Annotated in this window: 12 protein-coding genes; 10 read left to right on the top strand and 2 right to left on the bottom strand. The window is 66.6% G+C overall.

The window, feature by feature from the left end; translation table 11 throughout:
• The first annotated feature begins 187 nt into the window (after window positions 1-187).
• From glnE to HBF32_RS11275, 4 genes are all read left to right on the top strand, one after another.
• Window positions 188-3076, top strand: a complete 2889-nt coding sequence (gene glnE / locus HBF32_RS11290; protein WP_166699718.1) for a bifunctional [glutamate--ammonia ligase]-adenylyl-L-tyrosine phosphorylase/[glutamate--ammonia-ligase] adenylyltransferase — start codon at window positions 188-190, stop codon at window positions 3074-3076.
• Between the two features lie 48 nt (window positions 3077-3124).
• A complete protein-coding gene (locus tag HBF32_RS11285) occupies window positions 3125-4057 on the top strand; it encodes a nucleoside hydrolase (protein ID WP_166699717.1) in 933 nt (310 codons plus the stop codon).
• 63 nt (window positions 4058-4120) lie between these two features.
• Window positions 4121-4366 (top strand): type B 50S ribosomal protein L31, encoded by a 246-nt coding sequence (locus tag HBF32_RS11280; protein WP_045827588.1) that lies wholly within the window; start codon window positions 4121-4123, stop codon window positions 4364-4366.
• A gap of 265 nt (window positions 4367-4631) precedes the next feature.
• Window positions 4632-5927, top strand: coding sequence for a citrate synthase (locus HBF32_RS11275; RefSeq protein ID WP_166699716.1), 1296 nt, complete (start codon window positions 4632-4634; stop codon window positions 5925-5927).
• A 134-nt stretch (window positions 5928-6061) separates the two neighbouring features.
• Here the strand turns inward: HBF32_RS11275 and HBF32_RS11270 are convergent, their stop codons facing one another.
• Window positions 6062-6718: a hypothetical protein gene (locus HBF32_RS11270; RefSeq protein WP_166699715.1), complete on the bottom strand. Its 657-nt coding sequence runs from the start codon at window positions 6716-6718 to the stop codon at window positions 6062-6064.
• A gap of 58 nt (window positions 6719-6776) precedes the next feature.
• On the bottom strand, window positions 6777-9344 hold the full coding sequence (locus tag HBF32_RS11265; protein ID WP_166699714.1) for a penicillin-binding protein 1A: 2568 nt from the start codon (window positions 9342-9344) through the stop codon (window positions 6777-6779).
• A gap of 234 nt (window positions 9345-9578) precedes the next feature.
• Here HBF32_RS11265 and HBF32_RS11260 point away from each other — a divergent pair, with 234 nt between their 5' ends.
• The 6 genes from HBF32_RS11260 (at window position 9579) to HBF32_RS11230 (ending at window position 16724) form a co-directional block, all read left to right on the top strand.
• The gene (locus HBF32_RS11260) at window positions 9579-10637 is read left to right on the top strand and encodes a type IV pilus assembly protein PilM (protein WP_166699713.1); all 1059 of its coding nucleotides are present in this window, start codon (window positions 9579-9581) and stop codon (window positions 10635-10637) included.
• On the top strand, window positions 10637-11353 hold the full coding sequence (locus HBF32_RS11255) for a PilN domain-containing protein (protein ID WP_166699712.1): 717 nt from the start codon (window positions 10637-10639) through the stop codon (window positions 11351-11353). The genes HBF32_RS11260 and HBF32_RS11255 overlap by 1 nt, the downstream gene beginning before the upstream one ends.
• Window positions 11350-12006: a type IV pilus inner membrane component PilO gene (locus HBF32_RS11250; protein ID WP_166699711.1), complete on the top strand. Its 657-nt coding sequence runs from the start codon at window positions 11350-11352 to the stop codon at window positions 12004-12006. The genes HBF32_RS11255 and HBF32_RS11250 overlap by 4 nt, the downstream gene beginning before the upstream one ends.
• On the top strand, window positions 12006-12533 hold the full coding sequence (locus tag HBF32_RS11245; RefSeq protein ID WP_166700521.1) for a pilus assembly protein PilP: 528 nt from the start codon (window positions 12006-12008) through the stop codon (window positions 12531-12533). The genes HBF32_RS11250 and HBF32_RS11245 overlap by 1 nt, the downstream gene beginning before the upstream one ends.
• 19 nt (window positions 12534-12552) lie before the next feature.
• Window positions 12553-14829, top strand: coding sequence for a type IV pilus secretin PilQ (locus HBF32_RS11240; RefSeq protein ID WP_166699710.1), 2277 nt, complete (start codon window positions 12553-12555; stop codon window positions 14827-14829).
• Between the two features lie 410 nt (window positions 14830-15239).
• Window positions 15240-16724 carry an Ig-like domain-containing protein gene (locus HBF32_RS11230; RefSeq protein WP_166699708.1) on the top strand — a complete coding sequence of 495 codons (1485 nt, stop codon included), beginning with the start codon at window positions 15240-15242 and terminating at the stop codon, window positions 16722-16724.
• Window positions 16725-16739: the final 15 nt, after the last annotated feature.

Raw genomic sequence — 16739 nt, 5'->3', positions numbered from 1 at the left:
CTCGAATGGGCTGTCATCGAATCCTCACGCTTATGCTCGTTTGGGCGTAGGACTGTAACGTAACGGACATGAATGCGTTGTCCGGTCCGGGGGCCTCCGGTTCACCGCGCGTTTGGCCGCTGCCGCCGTCGGCCGGGAAAGGGCCGCCGAGCGCGCCACGGCGCGGGTGAGGCACAATGAGCGCCTCATGAACGCCCCCTCGCAGGCTCCGCGCGAAAGCCCAGAACTCCGCGCATTGATCGATGCCCGTTATGCCGATGTGATGGCGGCCTGCCGCGCGGCACGCATTCCCCTGTACGACGATGCCGGCGTCGCGGAGCGCATCCGCCGCACGCTGCTGGCGTCCGACTTCGCGTTCGACGTCTTCCGCCGTCAGCCCGACCTGCTGGCGCCCGCGGGGCTGGAGCGGCTCCGTGCGAACAACGACGCCGCCACGCGCGGTACCGCGCTCGACCTGCCGGCGGACGAGGAACGCTGCATGGCGGCCCTGCGCCGCTTCCGCCACGCGGAGGCCGTGCGCCTCGTCTTCCGCGACGTGAACGGGCTGGACGAACTGGACGACACGCTCTCGTCGACGAGCGCGCTCTACGAGACGCTCCTCGAACTCGCGTTGCGCTGGTCGGAAACGTCGCTCCATGCCCGTTACGGCCAGCCGCGCGACCACGCCGGTCGTGCCCAGCGGATGGTGGTGCTGGGTTTCGGCAAACTCGGCGGCAACGAACTGAATTTTTCCTCGGACATCGACCTCGTGCTGGCCTATGCCGCGGGAGGCGACACGGACGGCGCGCGTCCGCTGGACAACGGGGAGTATTTCGTTCGCGAGGCTCGCCAGCTGGTGCGCCTGCTGGCCGAGCCCACCGTGGACGGCATCTGCGCGCGGGTGGACCTGCGCCTGCGTCCGTTCGGTCAGTCGGGTCGCCTCGCGCTGCCGTTTACCGCCATGGAACAGTATTACCAGCGCGAAGGCCGCGACTGGGAACGCTACGCGTGGATCAAGGCCCGGCCCGTTGCGGGCGATCGCGTGGCGGGACGCGAACTGCAGGACATGCTGCGACCCTTCGTGTACCGGCGCTATCTCGATTACACCGCGTTCGCGGGGTTGCGCGAAATGAAAGCGCTGATCGACGCGGAAGTCGCGCGCAAGGACCTCGCCGGCAACCTCAAGCTCGGCCCCGGTGGTATCCGCGAGATCGAGTTCATCGTGCAACTCACCCAGATGATCCGCGGCGGACGCGATCCCGCGCTGCGCGTGCGAGGACTGTTGCCCGCGCTGCGCGCCTGCGAAGCGCGGGGCTACATCCCCGCCGCACGGGCGAAGTCGCTGCGTGCGTCCTATGTGTTCCTGCGCCGGTTGGAGAACCGCGTGCAGATGCTGCGCGATGCGCAGACACACGACATTCCCGAGGATGCGCTGTCGCGCGAACGCCTCGCGCTGGGCATGGGGCGTGCGTCCTGGGACGAGCTCGCGCTGGAACTGGCGAAGCACCGCGATGCCGTCTCGGCGGAGTTCGCGGCAGTGCTCATGCCGGATGCCGGCGGCACGGCCTCCGCGCCGGCGACCGATGTCGCCCTCTGGCAGGCCGCCTGCGACGAGACGCTCACCGCGAACATGATGGAGGCGGCCGGTTTCGTGCCCGGCAACGAAGTGGCCGACGAACTCGTGAAGCTGCCGCGTGCCGCGGCGGTGCGCTCGATGTCGGCTCGCTCGGCCGAGCGTCTGCAACGCCTGATGCCGCAGTTGATGGACGCGGCACACGGGAGCGTCGCGCCCGCGGCGAGCCTGCACCGCCTGCTTCGCCTCGTGCAGACCGTGGCGCGGCGCTCGTCGTACCTCGCGCTGCTCGACGAACAGCCAAATGCGCGCCGCCGTGTCGCCGGCGTATTCGCCGACAGTGCGTTCCTCGCGGAGCGCGTCATCGCGCAGCCTCTGTTGCTGGATGACGTGCTCGACCCGCGCATCGACCAGTTGCCGCTGAAGCGCGCCGACATCTCCGCCGAGATCGCACGCACGCTTGGCGCGCTGGACGAACGCGACGCCGAGCGCGAACTCGAGCGCATCAACGAATTCCGCTCCAGCATCGCCTTCCGCCTCGGTCTCGCCTTCAACGACGGCCGCGCCGATGCGCCGGCGACGGCGCGGCGCCTCGCGGGACTGGCGGAGGCCGTGGTTGCGGCGATCCTCGCCCTGGCGACGCGCGAACTCACGGCGCAGCACGGCCGCCTGCCGGGCGAGGGCAGCGGGTTCGCCGTGCTCGGCTACGGCAGCCTCGGCGGGGAGGAGCTCGGCTTCGCCTCCGACCTCGACCTCGTGTTCGTCTACGACGGCAAGCGTGCCAACGCGATGAGCGACGGTCCCCGACCGGTCGACGGCACGCGCTGGTACCAGCGCCTCGCCCAGCGCGTCATGCACTGGCTGAGCGCGCAGACTCATGCGGGCAGCCTCTACGAGGTGGATACGCGCCTGCGTCCCGATGGCTCGAAGGGCCTGCTGGTCGCCAGCGTGGATGCTTTCGAGGCCTACCAGCGCGACCGCGCGTGGACCTGGGAACACCAGGCATTGCTGCGCGCGCGTCCTGTCGCGGGCGACCCGCGGCTCGGCGAGATGCTGCTGGCGATCCGCCGCGACATCCTTTCCTCGCCGCGCGATGCCGGGCGCGTCCGTGACGAGGTGGGCGCGATGCGCGCGCGCTGGCGCGGCGAGCGCGATCGTTCGGATGCGTCGCGCATCGACCTCAAGCAGGGCAGGGGCGCGCTGCTCGACATCGAATTCATCCTGCAGGGCATGGTGCTCGCACACGCGTCCACGCATCCCACCGTGCTCGATACGCCGGCCAGCAGCGTGCTGATCGATGCGCTGCGCGACGTGGGCCTGCTCACCCAGGCCCAGGCCGATACGTTGCACGTGGCGCATGCCGACCTCCTGCAGGCCGGCCTGGCCTGCACGCTCGACCTGCGTCCGCGCATCGCCACCCGTACGCCCGCGCTCGAGGCGCTCTGCGCCGGTGTGGAGCAGGTGGCGGTCGACCTCGGTTTCGACTTCGGCAGACGCGCCGAAGCCGCGGCGCAGGGTGCCTGATCCCGTGCCGGGCGCTATGCTGTGCGGCCGTTACGGAAAGTCATACCGATGCAGAAGACCCCGTTGCTGATCGACACCGACCCTGGCGTGGACGACGCGCTGGCCATCCTCATGGCGCACCGGCACGCGGAGGTGACCGCGCTGACCGTCGCGGCGGGCAACGTCGGTCTCGACCATACCGTGCGCAACGCGCGCACGCTGGTGGAGCTGATCGGCGCGAACACGCCGGTCCATCCCGGTTGCCCGTCGCCTCTCGTGCGCCAGCCCGAGGAGGATGCGGCGTTCGTGCACGGGATGGACGGCTTCGGCGATGTGGGCTTCGCGGAGCCGGCGCACGCGGCCGAGACGGAGCACGCCGCGCTGGCCCTGGTCCGGCTGACCCGCGAGCGCCCCGGCGAACTCACTCTCGTCGCCCTGGGACCGCTGACCAACCTGGCCCTTGCCGTGCGCCTCGATCCCACGCTGCCGGCGCGGATAAAGCGGCTGGTGATCATGGGCGGCGCGGTCACGGGCCACGGCAACACGGGCAAGCTGCCCGCCGAATTCAACATCGGCTTCGACCCCGAGGCCGCGCACGTGGTCTTCGAGGCCTTCCCGATGTTCGACCTGGTGGATTGGGAAGCGACGGTCCGCCATGCCTTCGCGGACGAGGTGTACGAGCGTTGGGTGGCCTCGGGCGATCGTCGCGCCGCATTTTTCGAGAAGATCTTCGGCACGGCGCGCCGCTTCAACGCCAAGCACGAGCGCACGGGGTTCATCGCCGCGGACGCGCTGGCCATGGCGGTGGCACTGGAGCCGGGCATCGTCGTCCGGGAGGAAACCCGCCACGTGGCCGTCGAACTGGACGGCCGCCTGACCCGCGGCGCCACCGTGGTCGACTGGCAGCGTCGCCTGGGCGGCCGGCCCAACGCCCGCATCGTCCTGGAAGTGGACCAGGACCGCTTCGGCGAGCTGATCGCCGGGGCCCTGGGCGTTTCTTGACCGGGGCGGAGTCGCTGGCTACAATGCCGCTCTTTTCACCCCGCTATTTCTCAGGTTCAAGCCATGAAAGAGAACATCCATCCGAAGTACCAGCCGGTGGTCTTCCAGGACCTGTCGTCCGATTTCGCGTTCCTGACGCGTTCGACGATGTCCAGCAAGGAAACCGTGAAGTGGGAAGACGGTAACGAATACCCGGTGATCAAGCTCGATATCACCAGCCACTCGCATCCGTTCTACACGGGCAAGCAGAAGACGCTGGACGTCGGCGGCCGCGTCGACAAGTTCCGCCAGCGTTACGGCAAGAAGTAAGACCGCTTCCGTCCGCGCGCCGCCTGCGGGGTGGCGTTTCGCGAGGATCGAGGACACGGGGCGAGCCCATGGCTTGCCCCGTGTCTTTTTGCGTCCGGCCCATACGATCCTCTAACGGACGTTCGAACGGGCTCTGTGCGATAATGGGGAACTTCGGTCGCACGCAGTGACCGGTACGACGCCTTCCCCAGGGCGCCGTTTTCCCACCATCGCTACGTCGCTCCGGGTATCGGGCGGCGGGAACAGAGACAAAGAGGAGCTCGCCGTGTCCGACGCCAAAACCGTCAAATTGGTCGATGAATCCAACAAGCCCGTGAGCGAACTGCCGGTCATCGGCGGCACGCTCGGCGCCGAGTGCGTCGACATTGGCACGTTGTACAAGGACACCGGCTACTTCACCTACGACCCGGGCTACGGCAGCACCGCCAGCACCAAGAGCGCCATCACCTACATCGATGGCGACAAGGGCGTCCTGCTGTACCGCGGCTACCCCATCGAGCAGCTGGCCGAGAAGTCGACCTTCCTCGAAACCTCGTACCTGCTTCTGAACGGCGAACTGCCGAACAAGGATCAGTTCGCGAAGTTCGAGCACGACATCACGCATCACTCGATGATGCACGAGAACCTCAAGTTCTTCCTGCGCGGCTTCAACCACGACGCGCACCCGATGGCCATGCTGGCGGGTTCGATCGCCTCGCTGTCGGCCTTCTACCACGACAAGCTCGACGTCGATAACCCGGAAGACCGCAAGCTCGCCGCCATCCGCCTCATCGCGAAGATGCCGACGATTTCCGCGGCCATCTACCGTCACTCGATCGGTTGGCCGACGCGTTATCCGCGCAACAACCTCGAATACGTCACCCGCTTCCTGCACATGATGTTCGAAGTGCCGAGCGAGCCGCTGGAACTGAACCCGGTGGTCGCCAAGGCGCTCGACCTGCTCTTCATCCTGCACGCCGACCACGAGCAGAACGCCTCGACCTCCACGGTGCGCCTGGTCGGTTCGACCGGCGCCAATCCGTACGCCTCGATCGCCGCCGGCATCACGGCGCTGTGGGGCCCGGCGCATGGCGGCGCGAACGAAGCCGTCCTCAAGCAGCTCGAGGAAATCGGTTCGGCCGACAAGGTCGAGACGGCGGTCAAGCGCGCGAAGGACAAGAACGATTCCTTCCGCCTGATGGGCTTCGGCCATCGCGTGTACAAGAACTTCGACCCGCGCGCGAAGATCATCCGCGAGATGTGCCACAAGGTGCTCGAGGAGCTGGGTATCAACGACCCGCTGCTCGACGTGGCCATGAAGCTGGAAGAGGCTGCGCTGAAGGACGATTACTTCGTCGAGCGCAAGCTGTACCCGAACGTCGACTTCTATTCCGGCATCATCTACAAGGCGCTGGGTATCCCGACCGAGATGTTCACCGTGATGTTCGCCATTGCGCGCACCTCCGGCTGGATCTCGCACTGGATCGAACAGCACGAGACCCCGGGATCGCGCATCGGCCGTCCGCGCCAGATCTACACCGGCGCCGACGTTCGCGACTACGTTCCGGGCGACAAGCGCTAAGAAGAAAAAAACCTCGCGAATAGCGAGGTTTTTTTGTGTGGGAGCCGCTTCAGCGGCGATCCCGCGGCAGCGGGCATCCTTGTCGCGAGCACCCATCGCCGCTGAAGCGGCTCCCACACGCAGCTCCGAGCCTTTCAGCTCGAGGTATTGAACGCCTCGATGTCCTCTTCCGCCAGCAGTTCCCGCACCATCGCCGCCGTGGCGCGGCGCATCGGGCGTTCGTCCACGCGATCCAGCGGTGCCCGGCGCAGGGCGTCCACGGGCAGCACGGTGATGTCGAAGGGAATGCCGTCGGCACCGAACAGGAGGACGGTGTGCTCGCTCTGCTCGGTGCCCGACCAGCGCAGGCGGCGCGTCTGGGTTTCCAGCGGAATGCCCTGTTCGCGGAGGAAGAGGCCAGGGGCTTCGGGGTCGTCGCTGTAGACGTGCAGGCAGACGGCGGAGTGCTCGTCGGCGGTGCCTTCCAGCACGGCGCCCACCAGGCGTGTATCGAAATCTCGCAGGAAGCGCATGGCTTCCACCGCGGCCTCGCGCCGGGCCCGCAGCGCCTGCGGCTGGGAATCCCCATGGAACAGGCGCTGGTGTTCGCGCAGGGCATCTTCGATCTCGTTGTTGCGAGGAAGCGCCTGTGTATCGACGATGCCGAGCCGCTCGGCGGCCTTCAGCTTCGCGTGGTGGAAGTCACGGATGCCATGCTCGCTCATCAGGCGCGCCGCCTCCTGGGCGACGAGGACGCGGTTGCGCTGCGTCCTGTCCTGCGCATGGATCCTGTGGTGTTCGCCTCGTGCCATGACTCACCCCCGTATGGTGTGTTCGTGTGCCAGGCGCGTGCCGTCGCTCGCGCACGCGTCAGAAGATGTCGTAGGCGTGTTCCTGCTGCTCCTCCTGTTGTTTCCGCGTCGCCTGCTCGCGAAGACGGTCGACGTCCTCGACTTTCATGATCTCGTTCATGCCGCCGGGCGAGGGCAGCCCGGAGCCCGGGTCGATCTGCACGGTGACGATGCCGGGCGGCATCGCCAGCGTGTGCGAGGGCTTGTCCTTGAGGACGGCGCCCATGTAATCCATCCAGATCGGCAATGCCGCCTTGGCGCCGAACTCGCCGCGTCCCAGCGAGCTGAAGTCGTCGAAGCCGACCCACACCGCCGTGGATACGTCGCCGTTGAAGCCGACGAACCATGCGTCGCGATGGTCGTTCGTGGAGCCGGTCTTGCCCGCGAGGTCGTCGCGGCCCAGCGCCCTTGCGGCCGAGCCCGTGCCGCGCTTCACCACATCCTGCATGAGCGAGGTCACGAGGTAGTCGTTGCGGACGTCGATCACGTGGGGTGCGAGTTTCGGCGCTTCCGACGCGTCGGCATGCGCGTCGGCCGGCAGCACGGCGTCGCCCGTGCCGCTGCCCGCGGCACTGCCCGCCGTGGCCGGACGGGCCGGAATGAGCGCGGTGGACGCCTGGGTGGGCGGGCCCGGCGGCGTCGGGTTGAGCAGGCGCTCCTGGCAGTCCGCGCAGGCGCGCTCGGGGTTGGCGACATACACCGCGTTGCCGTCGCGGTCGTCGATGCGCGAGATGAAGTAGGGCGTGACGAGGTAGCCGCCGTTGGCGAAGACGGCGTACCCACGCGCCATGCTCATCGGCGACACCGACGCCGTACCGAGCGCGAGCGACAGGTTCTGCGGCAGCGCGTCGGGAGTGAAGCCGAAGCGGGTCATGTAGTCGCGGGCATAACGAAGTCCGAGCGCGTCGAGCAGGCGCACGGACACCAGGTTCTTCGATTGCACCAGCGCCTCGCGCAGACGCATCGGGCCGTCGAACTTGCCGTCGTCGTTGGACGGCGTCCACACACCGTCCGGGCGGGACGGGTCGGGGAAGGCCACCGGAGCGTCGTTGACGATCGAGGCGGGGGTGAAGCCGCGGTCGAACGCCGCCGAATAGAGGTAGGGCTTGAAGCTCGAGCCCGGCTGGCGGGCGGCCATCACGGCGCGGTTGAACTTCGAGCGCGCGAAGCTGAAGCCGCCGACGAGGGCGCGCACCGCGCCATCCTCGGGATCGAGCGCCACGAGGGCCGCCTGCACCGCGGGAATCTGCGTGAGGCGCCACTCCATCTTCGGCTCGGGCTTGGCGGCGGGCGAGGCGTTGCCGCCGCTGGCGACGTCCTCGTTGACCTCGTCCTTGGCCGCGCGGAACAGGCGGACGACATCGCCACGCTTCAGCACGGCGTCGACGCGGGAGGGTGCGGCGCCGGCACGGCCTTCGTTGACGTAAGGGCGGGCCCAGGCCATGGATTCCAGGCTCAGCGTGACCGTCTCCTTGGGCGAGAGGTACACCTTGGCCTCCTTTGCGCCGGTCTCCGTGACGATGCCGGGCATCATGCCCGCAATGGTCGTGTAGCCGGCGAGAACGCGGTCATAGTCCTCGGGACCGGCCTGGGCCGGCAGTTCCTCGTGACCTTCGGGGCCACGGTAGCCATGGCGGCGGTCGTAGGCCGACAGCCGGCCGCGCAGCGCCTCGTTGGCGGCGGCCTGGCTGTCGCTGGGGACCGTGGTGTGCACGACATAGCCTTCGGTAAGGGCGTCGTTGCCGAGCTTCTCGAGCACCTGCTGGCGGACCATCTCCGCCAGATAGGGCGCGTCCACCTCGATCTGTTGCTCGTGCGGGAACGCGTCGTTCGGTTCCTTGATCGCCTGCTCGTATTCGGCTTGGGTGATGAAGCGGTTGCCCAGCATCTGGCCCAGCACCCAGTTGCGCCGCGCAAGGAGGCGCTTGGGATTGTTCAGCGGATTGACGACCGAGGGGAGCTGGAAGGTCGAGGCGAGGGCGGCGCATTCGGCGACGGTCAGCTGGTCGAGGTTCTTCCCGTAGTAGTAGGCGGCGGCCGCCGCCAGCCCGTACGAGCGGTGCCCGAGGAACATCTTGTTGATGTAGAGCTCGAGGATCTGGTCCTTGCTGAGCTCGTTCTCCATGCGCAGGGCGATGAACATCTCGGTCAGCTTGCGCGAGTAGAGCTTCTCGGGACTGAGGAAGAAGTTGCGCGCCACCTGCTGGGTGATGGTGGACCCACCCGGCCCCTTGTCGCCGCCGGACAGGATCACGTGGATGCCGGCGCGGGCGATGCCGTGCCAGTCGACGCCGGGATGGCTGTAGAAATCGGCGTCCTCGGCCGAAAGCACGGCGTTCTTGAGCCGCGCCGGCACGTCGGCGATATGCACGGGGATGCGCCGGGTTTCGCCGAAGGAGGCGATGAGCCGCCCGTCGGAACTCAGGACCCGTAGGGGAACCTGCATGTGGTAGTCCCGGAGGACCGCCACGGAGGGCAGGCGCGGGGAAAGCAGCCAGTAGGCGACGCCCACGGCACCAACCACGAAGAGGATGCCGGCCAGGGCCAGGTACAGCGCATAGCGCAGCAGACGCTTGAGGATTCGCATGGAGGGGAGGGGTCACCGCCTTGTGGGTCGGGGCCGAGTATAGAACCAAGCCGCCGCCGGGGCGGGGGGCGGGAATTCGACCGGGTGTTAACGGCATCCGCTAACCCAGTGACTGGATTTGTGAATTAGTGCCGGTAAGAGGCCCCCGAGGCCCGTTGCCAATCCGTTAAGGTTTAGGTTTAATGCCTTCGCGCCGAAGACCAATTCCGACAAGGCGCGGGGAAGGGGGACATCGTGGGGCTCTTTACACCCAAGGCGGCGCCGTTGATCGGTGTCGACATCAGTTCGACCGCGGTAAAGCTGCTGCAACTCAGCCAAGCCGGCGGGCGCTATCGCGTCGAGCATTATGCCGTCGAGCCGCTGCCGCCCAACGCGGTCGTGGAAAAGAACATCGTCGAGGTCGAGGCGGTGGGCGAGGCCATCCGGCGCGCCCTGGCCCGTTCCGGCGCCAAGTCGCGGCATGCGGCGGCCGCCGTGGCCGGCTCGGCCGTGATCACCCGGGTCATTCCCATGTCGGCCGACCTCTCCGAGGACGACCTCGAGGGGCAGATCCAGGTCGAGGCGAACCAGTACATCCCCTATCCGATCGAGGAAGTAAGCCTCGACTTCGAGGTGCTGGGACCGGTTCGCGACAATCCCGAAATGAATAACGTGCTCCTTGCCGCCTCGCGCACGGAGAACGTGGACATGCGCATCGCCGCACTGGACCTCGGCGGCCTGACCGCCCGGGTCATCGACGTCGAAGCCTTCGCCATGGAGAATGCCTTCGGCATGGTGGCCGACCAGCTGGCCGTATCCAGGGACGCCCTGGTGGCCGTGGTGGACATCGGCGCGACCATGACCACGCTGGCCGTGCTGAAGAACCAACGCACCATCTACTCCCGCGAGCAGGTTTTCGGCGGCAAGCAGCTGACCGACGAGATCATGCGCCGCTATGGCCTTTCCTACGAGGAAGCCGGCCGGGCCAAGCGCAAGGGCGGCCTGCCCGAATCCTACGAAACCGAAGCGCTCGAGCCGTTCAAGGAGTCGCTGGTGCAGCAGGTGAGCCGCCTGCTCCAGTTCTTCTTCGCCGGCAGCGAGTACAGCCGCGTCGACCAGGTGGTGCTGGCCGGCGGCTGCGCCGCCATCGAGGGCATCACCGAGCTGCTCGAGCAGCAGCTGGGCGTGCCCTGCGTGGTGGCCAATCCGCTGGCCCGCATGGCGCTGTCCAGCCGCGTCCAGGCGCAGACCCTCGCCCAGGACGCACCCGCCCTGATGATCGCCGTCGGCCTGGCCATGAGGAGCTTCGACTGATGGCACGCATAAACCTGCTCCCCTGGCGCGCGGAGCGCCGCAAGCAACGCGAACGGGAGTTCTACATCCAGCTTGGCCTGGCCTTCGGCGCCGCCCTGGTGGTGCTCATCGCCTGGTCGTTCTGGATGGATGCCCGCATCAATAACCAGGGCGACCGGAACACCTACCTCCAAGGCGAAATCAAGCAGCTCGACGACCGCATCGCCAAGATCAAGGACCTGGAGAAGGTCCGCGCCGACCTGCTCCAGCGCAAGCAGATCATCGAGCAACTGCAGGCCAACCGTTCGCAGATGGTCCACCTGTTCGACGAGCTGGTGAAGACGATCCCGGCCAGCGCACGCCTTTCCGGCATGAAGCAGTCGGCCACCTCCATGTCGCTCGACGGCATCTCGCAGTCGAACTCCGGCGTGGCCGAATACATGCGCAATATCGAGGCCTCGCCCTGGATGGGCCACGTCGATCTGCGCAAGACGGAAAACACCCACGACGGCTCGCGCATGCCGTATCGCTTCGGCCTCGATGTACGCCTGAGCAGCCCGGCGGACACGGCGCCCGCCGGCTCGTCCACGGCAGCCGCCCCGGCGAAGCCCGCCGCCCTGCCGGTGCCGTCGGCCCAGGCCGCCGGCGCGGCAACCCCGGCCAGGCCGGCCCCGAACGCCGCGCCGGCCGCCCAGACGCCTGCGGCCGCGGCGGCCCCGGCAGGAGCCAAGCCATGAAATTCCTGGACGATCTGCGCAACCTCGATCGCCACAACGTCGGTGGCTGGCCCAAGTCGATCAAGCTCTTCTTCACCGGCCTGGTGTTCGCCGTGGTGCTGCTCGCCGGCTGGTATTTCCAGATCAGCAGCCAGCAGGACGATCTGACCAACGCCGAGAGCCAGGAAGACCGGCTGAAGGTGGAGTTCTCCCAGAAGCAGGCCAAGTCGGCCAACCTCGAGGCCCTGGAACAGCAGCTGGCCGACATGCAGGACATGCTGCGCACCCTGTTGCGCCAGCTGCCCAGCAAGACCGAGATGCCGGAACTGCTCATCGACATCTCGCAGACGGCGCTGGCCGCCGGCATCGAGAACGAACTGTTCCAGCCCGGCCCCGAAACGCCGAAGGACTTCTACGCCGAGAAGCCGATCACGCTTCGCATGGTGGGCACGTACCACCAGTTCGGCACCTTCATCAGCGGCGTGGCCTCGTTGCCCCGCGTCGTGATCCTGACGCTGCACGACGTGTCGCTCAGTCCGAAGGACGCCGGCAAGGACGGAAAGGGCTCGTCCTCGGGCCTCCTCGTCCTGCAGGGCACCGTGAAGACCTACCGCTACCTCGACGACGACGAGACGGCGAAGAACGCGAAGCCGGTCAAGGGGAAGAAGAAATGATGACCCGCGATCACGCCATCCTTCGTTCGCTCGCCCTCGCCCTCTTCGCGACGCTCTCGCTGGCCGGCTGCACGCGCGGCACGTCCGACCTGCGCGAATGGGTCGATGCCGAGAAGCACAAGAAGGGCGAGCCTATCCCGCCGTTGCCGGTGATCCGCACGTTCGAGACCTTCGCCTACCAGGACCAGGGCGCCCGCGATCCGTTCAGCCCGAGCACGGCTGAAATGGATACCGCGGCCTCCAATGGCCCGCGTCCGGACGAGAACCGTCCGAAGGAACCCCTGGAAATGTTTTCACTGGACAGCCTGAAGATGGTTGGCACGCTTGGTGCCGGCCGTAACCTGGAGGCGCTCGTGAAGGATCCCGGAGGGGTGATCCATCGGGTTCACCGCAATGAATACATGGGGCAAGCCTACGGCCGGATCACCGCCGTGGGCGAGGATCGGATCGATCTGGTCGAGCTGGTACCCAATGGGTCCGGCGGTTGGATGGAGCGTCCGGCAAGCATCGCGGTCGGTGAGAATTAAGAACTCGGGGATGACGCACATGACGACCAAACTCAATCATCTGCCGGGTAGCGCGCGCCATCGGTCGCGCCGCTGGATCCTCGGCGTCACGCTGGCCCTGGCCGGTGCCTTCGCCGGCCAGGCCGCGGCGGCCAACGCGCTGCGGAACGTCAGCTACGACACCCAGCCGGGTGGCCGCGTCGAGCTGACCCTCGCGTTTTCCGAGCGCGCACCGGAACCGAAGGTCTTCACGACCAGCAATCCGCCACGCATCGCCATCGACCTTCCCGACACCAGCAACGCGTTCAGCACGCGCCACCTGGATATCGGCAAGGGTGCGACGTCGGGCGTATCGGTGGTGTCGGCCGGCGGACGCACGCGCGTCACCATCGAGCTGTTCCGCGACTCCGCCTATAAGACGCGGGTGGACGGCAACAACCTCATCGTCACCGTGAACAACGGGCCGAGCGGGGCGACGACCACTACCGCGATCGTCTCGGACCCGACGAAGGCGCTGCCTTCGAGCGTCGGCACGCCGCTCAACAATATCGACTTCCGCCGCGGCCAGAACGGCGAGGGCCGCGTGCTCGTGACGCTCGGCACCCAGACGTCCACGCCGGAAATGCACCGCGAGGGCGACCATGTGATCGTCAGCCTGCCGGGCACGACGCTGCCGCCGAAACTCAACCAGCGCCTCGACGTGCTCGACTTCGCGACGCCGGTGCAGGCCATCGAGCCCAGCTCGCGCCCCGGCGGCGCACGTCTCGATATCCGCACCAAGGGCGAGGTCGAGGTGTCGGCCTACCAGAACGGCACCGAATACGTCGTCGAAGTCGCGCCGAAGAAGGCGCCCGCCCCCACGGGCAAGACCGCGAAGGGTCAGGAACCGACGTATTCGGGTTCCCGCCTGACCTTCAACTTCCAGGACATCCCGGTGCGTTCGGCCCTTCAGCTGATCGCCGACGAAGCCAAGCTGAACCTCGTCGCCTCGGACAGCGTCGGCGGCAGCGTCACCCTGCGCCTCGTCAACACGCCGTGGGACCAGGCGCTGGACGTGATCCTGCGCGCCAAGGGCCTCGACAAGCGCCGTAGCGGCAACGTCATCTGGATCGCGCCGCAGGCCGAGCTCGCCAGCTACGAGCAGAACCTCGCCGACGCGCGCCAGAAGGCCGAGGATTCCGCCGAGCTGGTGTCCGACTACATTCCGATCAGCTACGGCAAGGCGGAAGACATCGCCAAGCTCCTGACCCAGGGCAGCCTGCAAGGCGGCGGCGGCTCCAGCGGCGGCGCCACCACCCGCGGGTTCCTCTCGCCGCGCGGCAGCGTCTCGTTCGACGACCGCACCAACACGCTGCTCATCAACGACACGCCCGACAAGATCCGCGACCTGCGCGAGTTGATCGGCACGCTCGATCGTCCGGTGCAGCAGGTGCTGATCGAATCGCGCATCGTCGTCGCCACCGATCAGTTCACCCGACAGCTGGGTGTCCGCTGGGGTGCGCAGGGCTTCAACCATAACAACAGCAACATCATCGGCACGTCGCCCGATCTCACCAGCGGCGGCAACGGCACCACGGCGGGTGGCACCGGCGGCCTCGTGACGAGCGTCCGCAACAGCGACGTGAACTATGCCAACGCGTACAACCAGTGGCTTGCGAACGGCCGGACCGGCGACATCCCGACCCGCGACCCGTACACGCTGCCGGGTGGCTACAACGTCAACCTGCCCGTCTCGAATCCGGCCGGCAGCATCGGCCTGGCGATCCTTGGCGCTAACTACCTGGTCGACCTGGAACTGTCGGCCGCCCAGACCGAAGGCCGCAGCGAGGTGATCTCCAGCCCGCGCGTCATCACCGCGAACCAGCAGGAAGCGGTGATCAAGCAGGGTACGCAGATCGGCTACGTGACCTACCAGGCGTCCAACTCGGGCGGCGGGGCGCAGAACGCCACGGTGCAGTTCAAGGATGCCGTGCTCGAGCTGCGCGTGACGCCGACGATCACGGCGGACAGCCGCGTCTATCTGAAGATCAACGTGAAGAAGGATGCGCTCGCCCAGCTCATCCCGAGCCCGGGCGGCGGTGCGGTGCCGCAGATCGACACACGTGAAATCAACACGTCCGTGCTGGTCGACAACGGCCAGACCGTGGTCCTCGGCGGTATCTACGAGATCACCAAGTCCAACACGACGAACAAGGTGCCGGGCCTCGGCGACATCCCGGGCCTCGGTGTGCTGTTCCGTCGCACGAACCGCAGCAACGACAAGGCCGAACTGCTGATCTTCGTCACGCCGCGCATCCTGAGCGATACGCTGCAATAAGCGGAATGCTTCGAGCCAGGAAAACGCCTGCGGCCCGCAGGCGTTTTTTTTTGCGCAACCCGCAGATGCCTGGATGACGTTTGGTTTCCCTTATCTCACCGCCGGAATTGCCGGACTCGGAATCCGTCCGGTTTTCGACGAAGAAGAAAATCCCGTTGAACAAACCGCATGCGGGCATGCTCTTTCCGGAAGTGCCCATGCTTCCCCTACGACGCACGTTGGATACCACGTGCCCCAGGCGTGGGATAGCTTGAACTTCAAGGGGCCGGGCCCGGCGCAGAACCTGCCGGAGGCATTGCCCCGTGACAAGGAGCGTGCCCCGGATGCCCACATAGCTTCGGTGAAGTCCAGGGAACCCGCGGCGGATCTGGGAATTCGCCCGGCTGATTGCAGAGCACAGGGAGCGTGCCATGGAACGGATTGTCGTTTTTCTTCTCACGATCTTCCTGACGGCCTGCGCGGCGCAGGCTCCCGCACCCGTATCGCGGACGGCCGGTGCAGAGGTCGATGCGGTCCCGGTCATCCTCACGACGACGGGCTTGCTGGAGACGCGAGGCCCGGCATCGGCCGCCGAACTGACCGAGTGGTACAACAGCACGGTCGACGATTGCGGCAATCCGGGGCTGTTCGCCGCACTGTGCAGCGGAGTGATGCTGAGGGCCACGGAGAACAATCCGACGTTCCTGCCCTGGGACCCAAGTCCGGGATCCATCACCAATGGCGGCGTGTCCTTCTCATGGTTACGCCAAGACAACAACTTTGCGCAGCTTGTTTTCAGCTACCGGAATGGCTTCATTTTTTATCCTGTGCTGAAAACTCCGCCGGGTAAGAACAGTAATATTGCCGTGCTGTGCGTTTTCCCGATGGACGCCAATACGGCCGCCCGCCCCACATTGCAAGGTTGCGGTCCCAATACGGCTTTCCCTGCCGACTCCCAACCATGCACGAACCTTGGCATATCGACCGCCAGTGCCTGGCTCGCAAGGTTCAACACCGGCACTGATCGCTACGACAGGCAATGCGGCTGGAGCGTGCGTGAAGGCGAGCGTGACCAGGCATCGCGTTTCGTGGCCGCCATTGGTGCCCGTCTTGGTATGGACGACGCGTTCTGGCGCGTCCAGAATGAAGTGCGCCTGGCGACTTGGGCGACGGGAACAGGGGCCAATCTTCCCATCCAGTCGTTCTTTTATATTGACGGCGACCTGACTGCCAGGACCAAGGCGCAGAACGACCAGCTACGTTATTTCCAGTACTTCGGTCAGGTGGTGCCGATCATCCGTCTTACCTTACCCGCGTCGAAAGCGGCGAGGGCAACGTTCACTTATTCGGAAGACGATCAGGCCGACCTGACCCCGTCGCCTCTTCAGTTCGACACCAGCCCGGTGACACGCGCCGGCAGGACCTTCATCATCACCGCTCGAATGGATATCCTTCCGCCCTTCGACGCGAATAACTCAATCACCCGGGTAGCCTCCGGGGGCCAGCCTCCGTACACCTATCGCAGCAGCAACCAGCAGGTGGCGGTAGTGACCTCTTCCGGCCACGTCACGCCGCGCGCGAATGGCAGCGCAACGATCTCCGTTACCGACAGTGCCAATGCGACGGCGGCGTACACGATTACTTTCACAGGCATTGTGCAGGTCAGTTACGTTGGCCATTACCTCTACTCGAATGCCCAGAGTGCCGTGACCGGCAGAGGGGAACGGCTGCCGACAGAGGGTGAGCTCATGCTGCTTCAGCAGGCTTTTGCGGGAAGGTGGCCCTACGCAGCGGGCCATTACTGGTCGTCACATCCTTGCCTTACGGGTCACACCGCGTTTTATATCCACACCGTAACCAACGTGGGACTCTGCTCTCCCGCGCTTCGTGCCGAGGACACAGTGGGGTTGAGGTGACGCCGCGGCGTCGAT

It is taken from the genome of Luteibacter yeojuensis (assembly GCF_011742875.1).
GTDB lineage: Bacteria > Pseudomonadota > Gammaproteobacteria > Xanthomonadales > Rhodanobacteraceae > Luteibacter > Luteibacter yeojuensis.
Note: the sequence above shows the minus strand (reverse complement) of the source record. Positions and strands in the feature narration are given on the sequence as shown.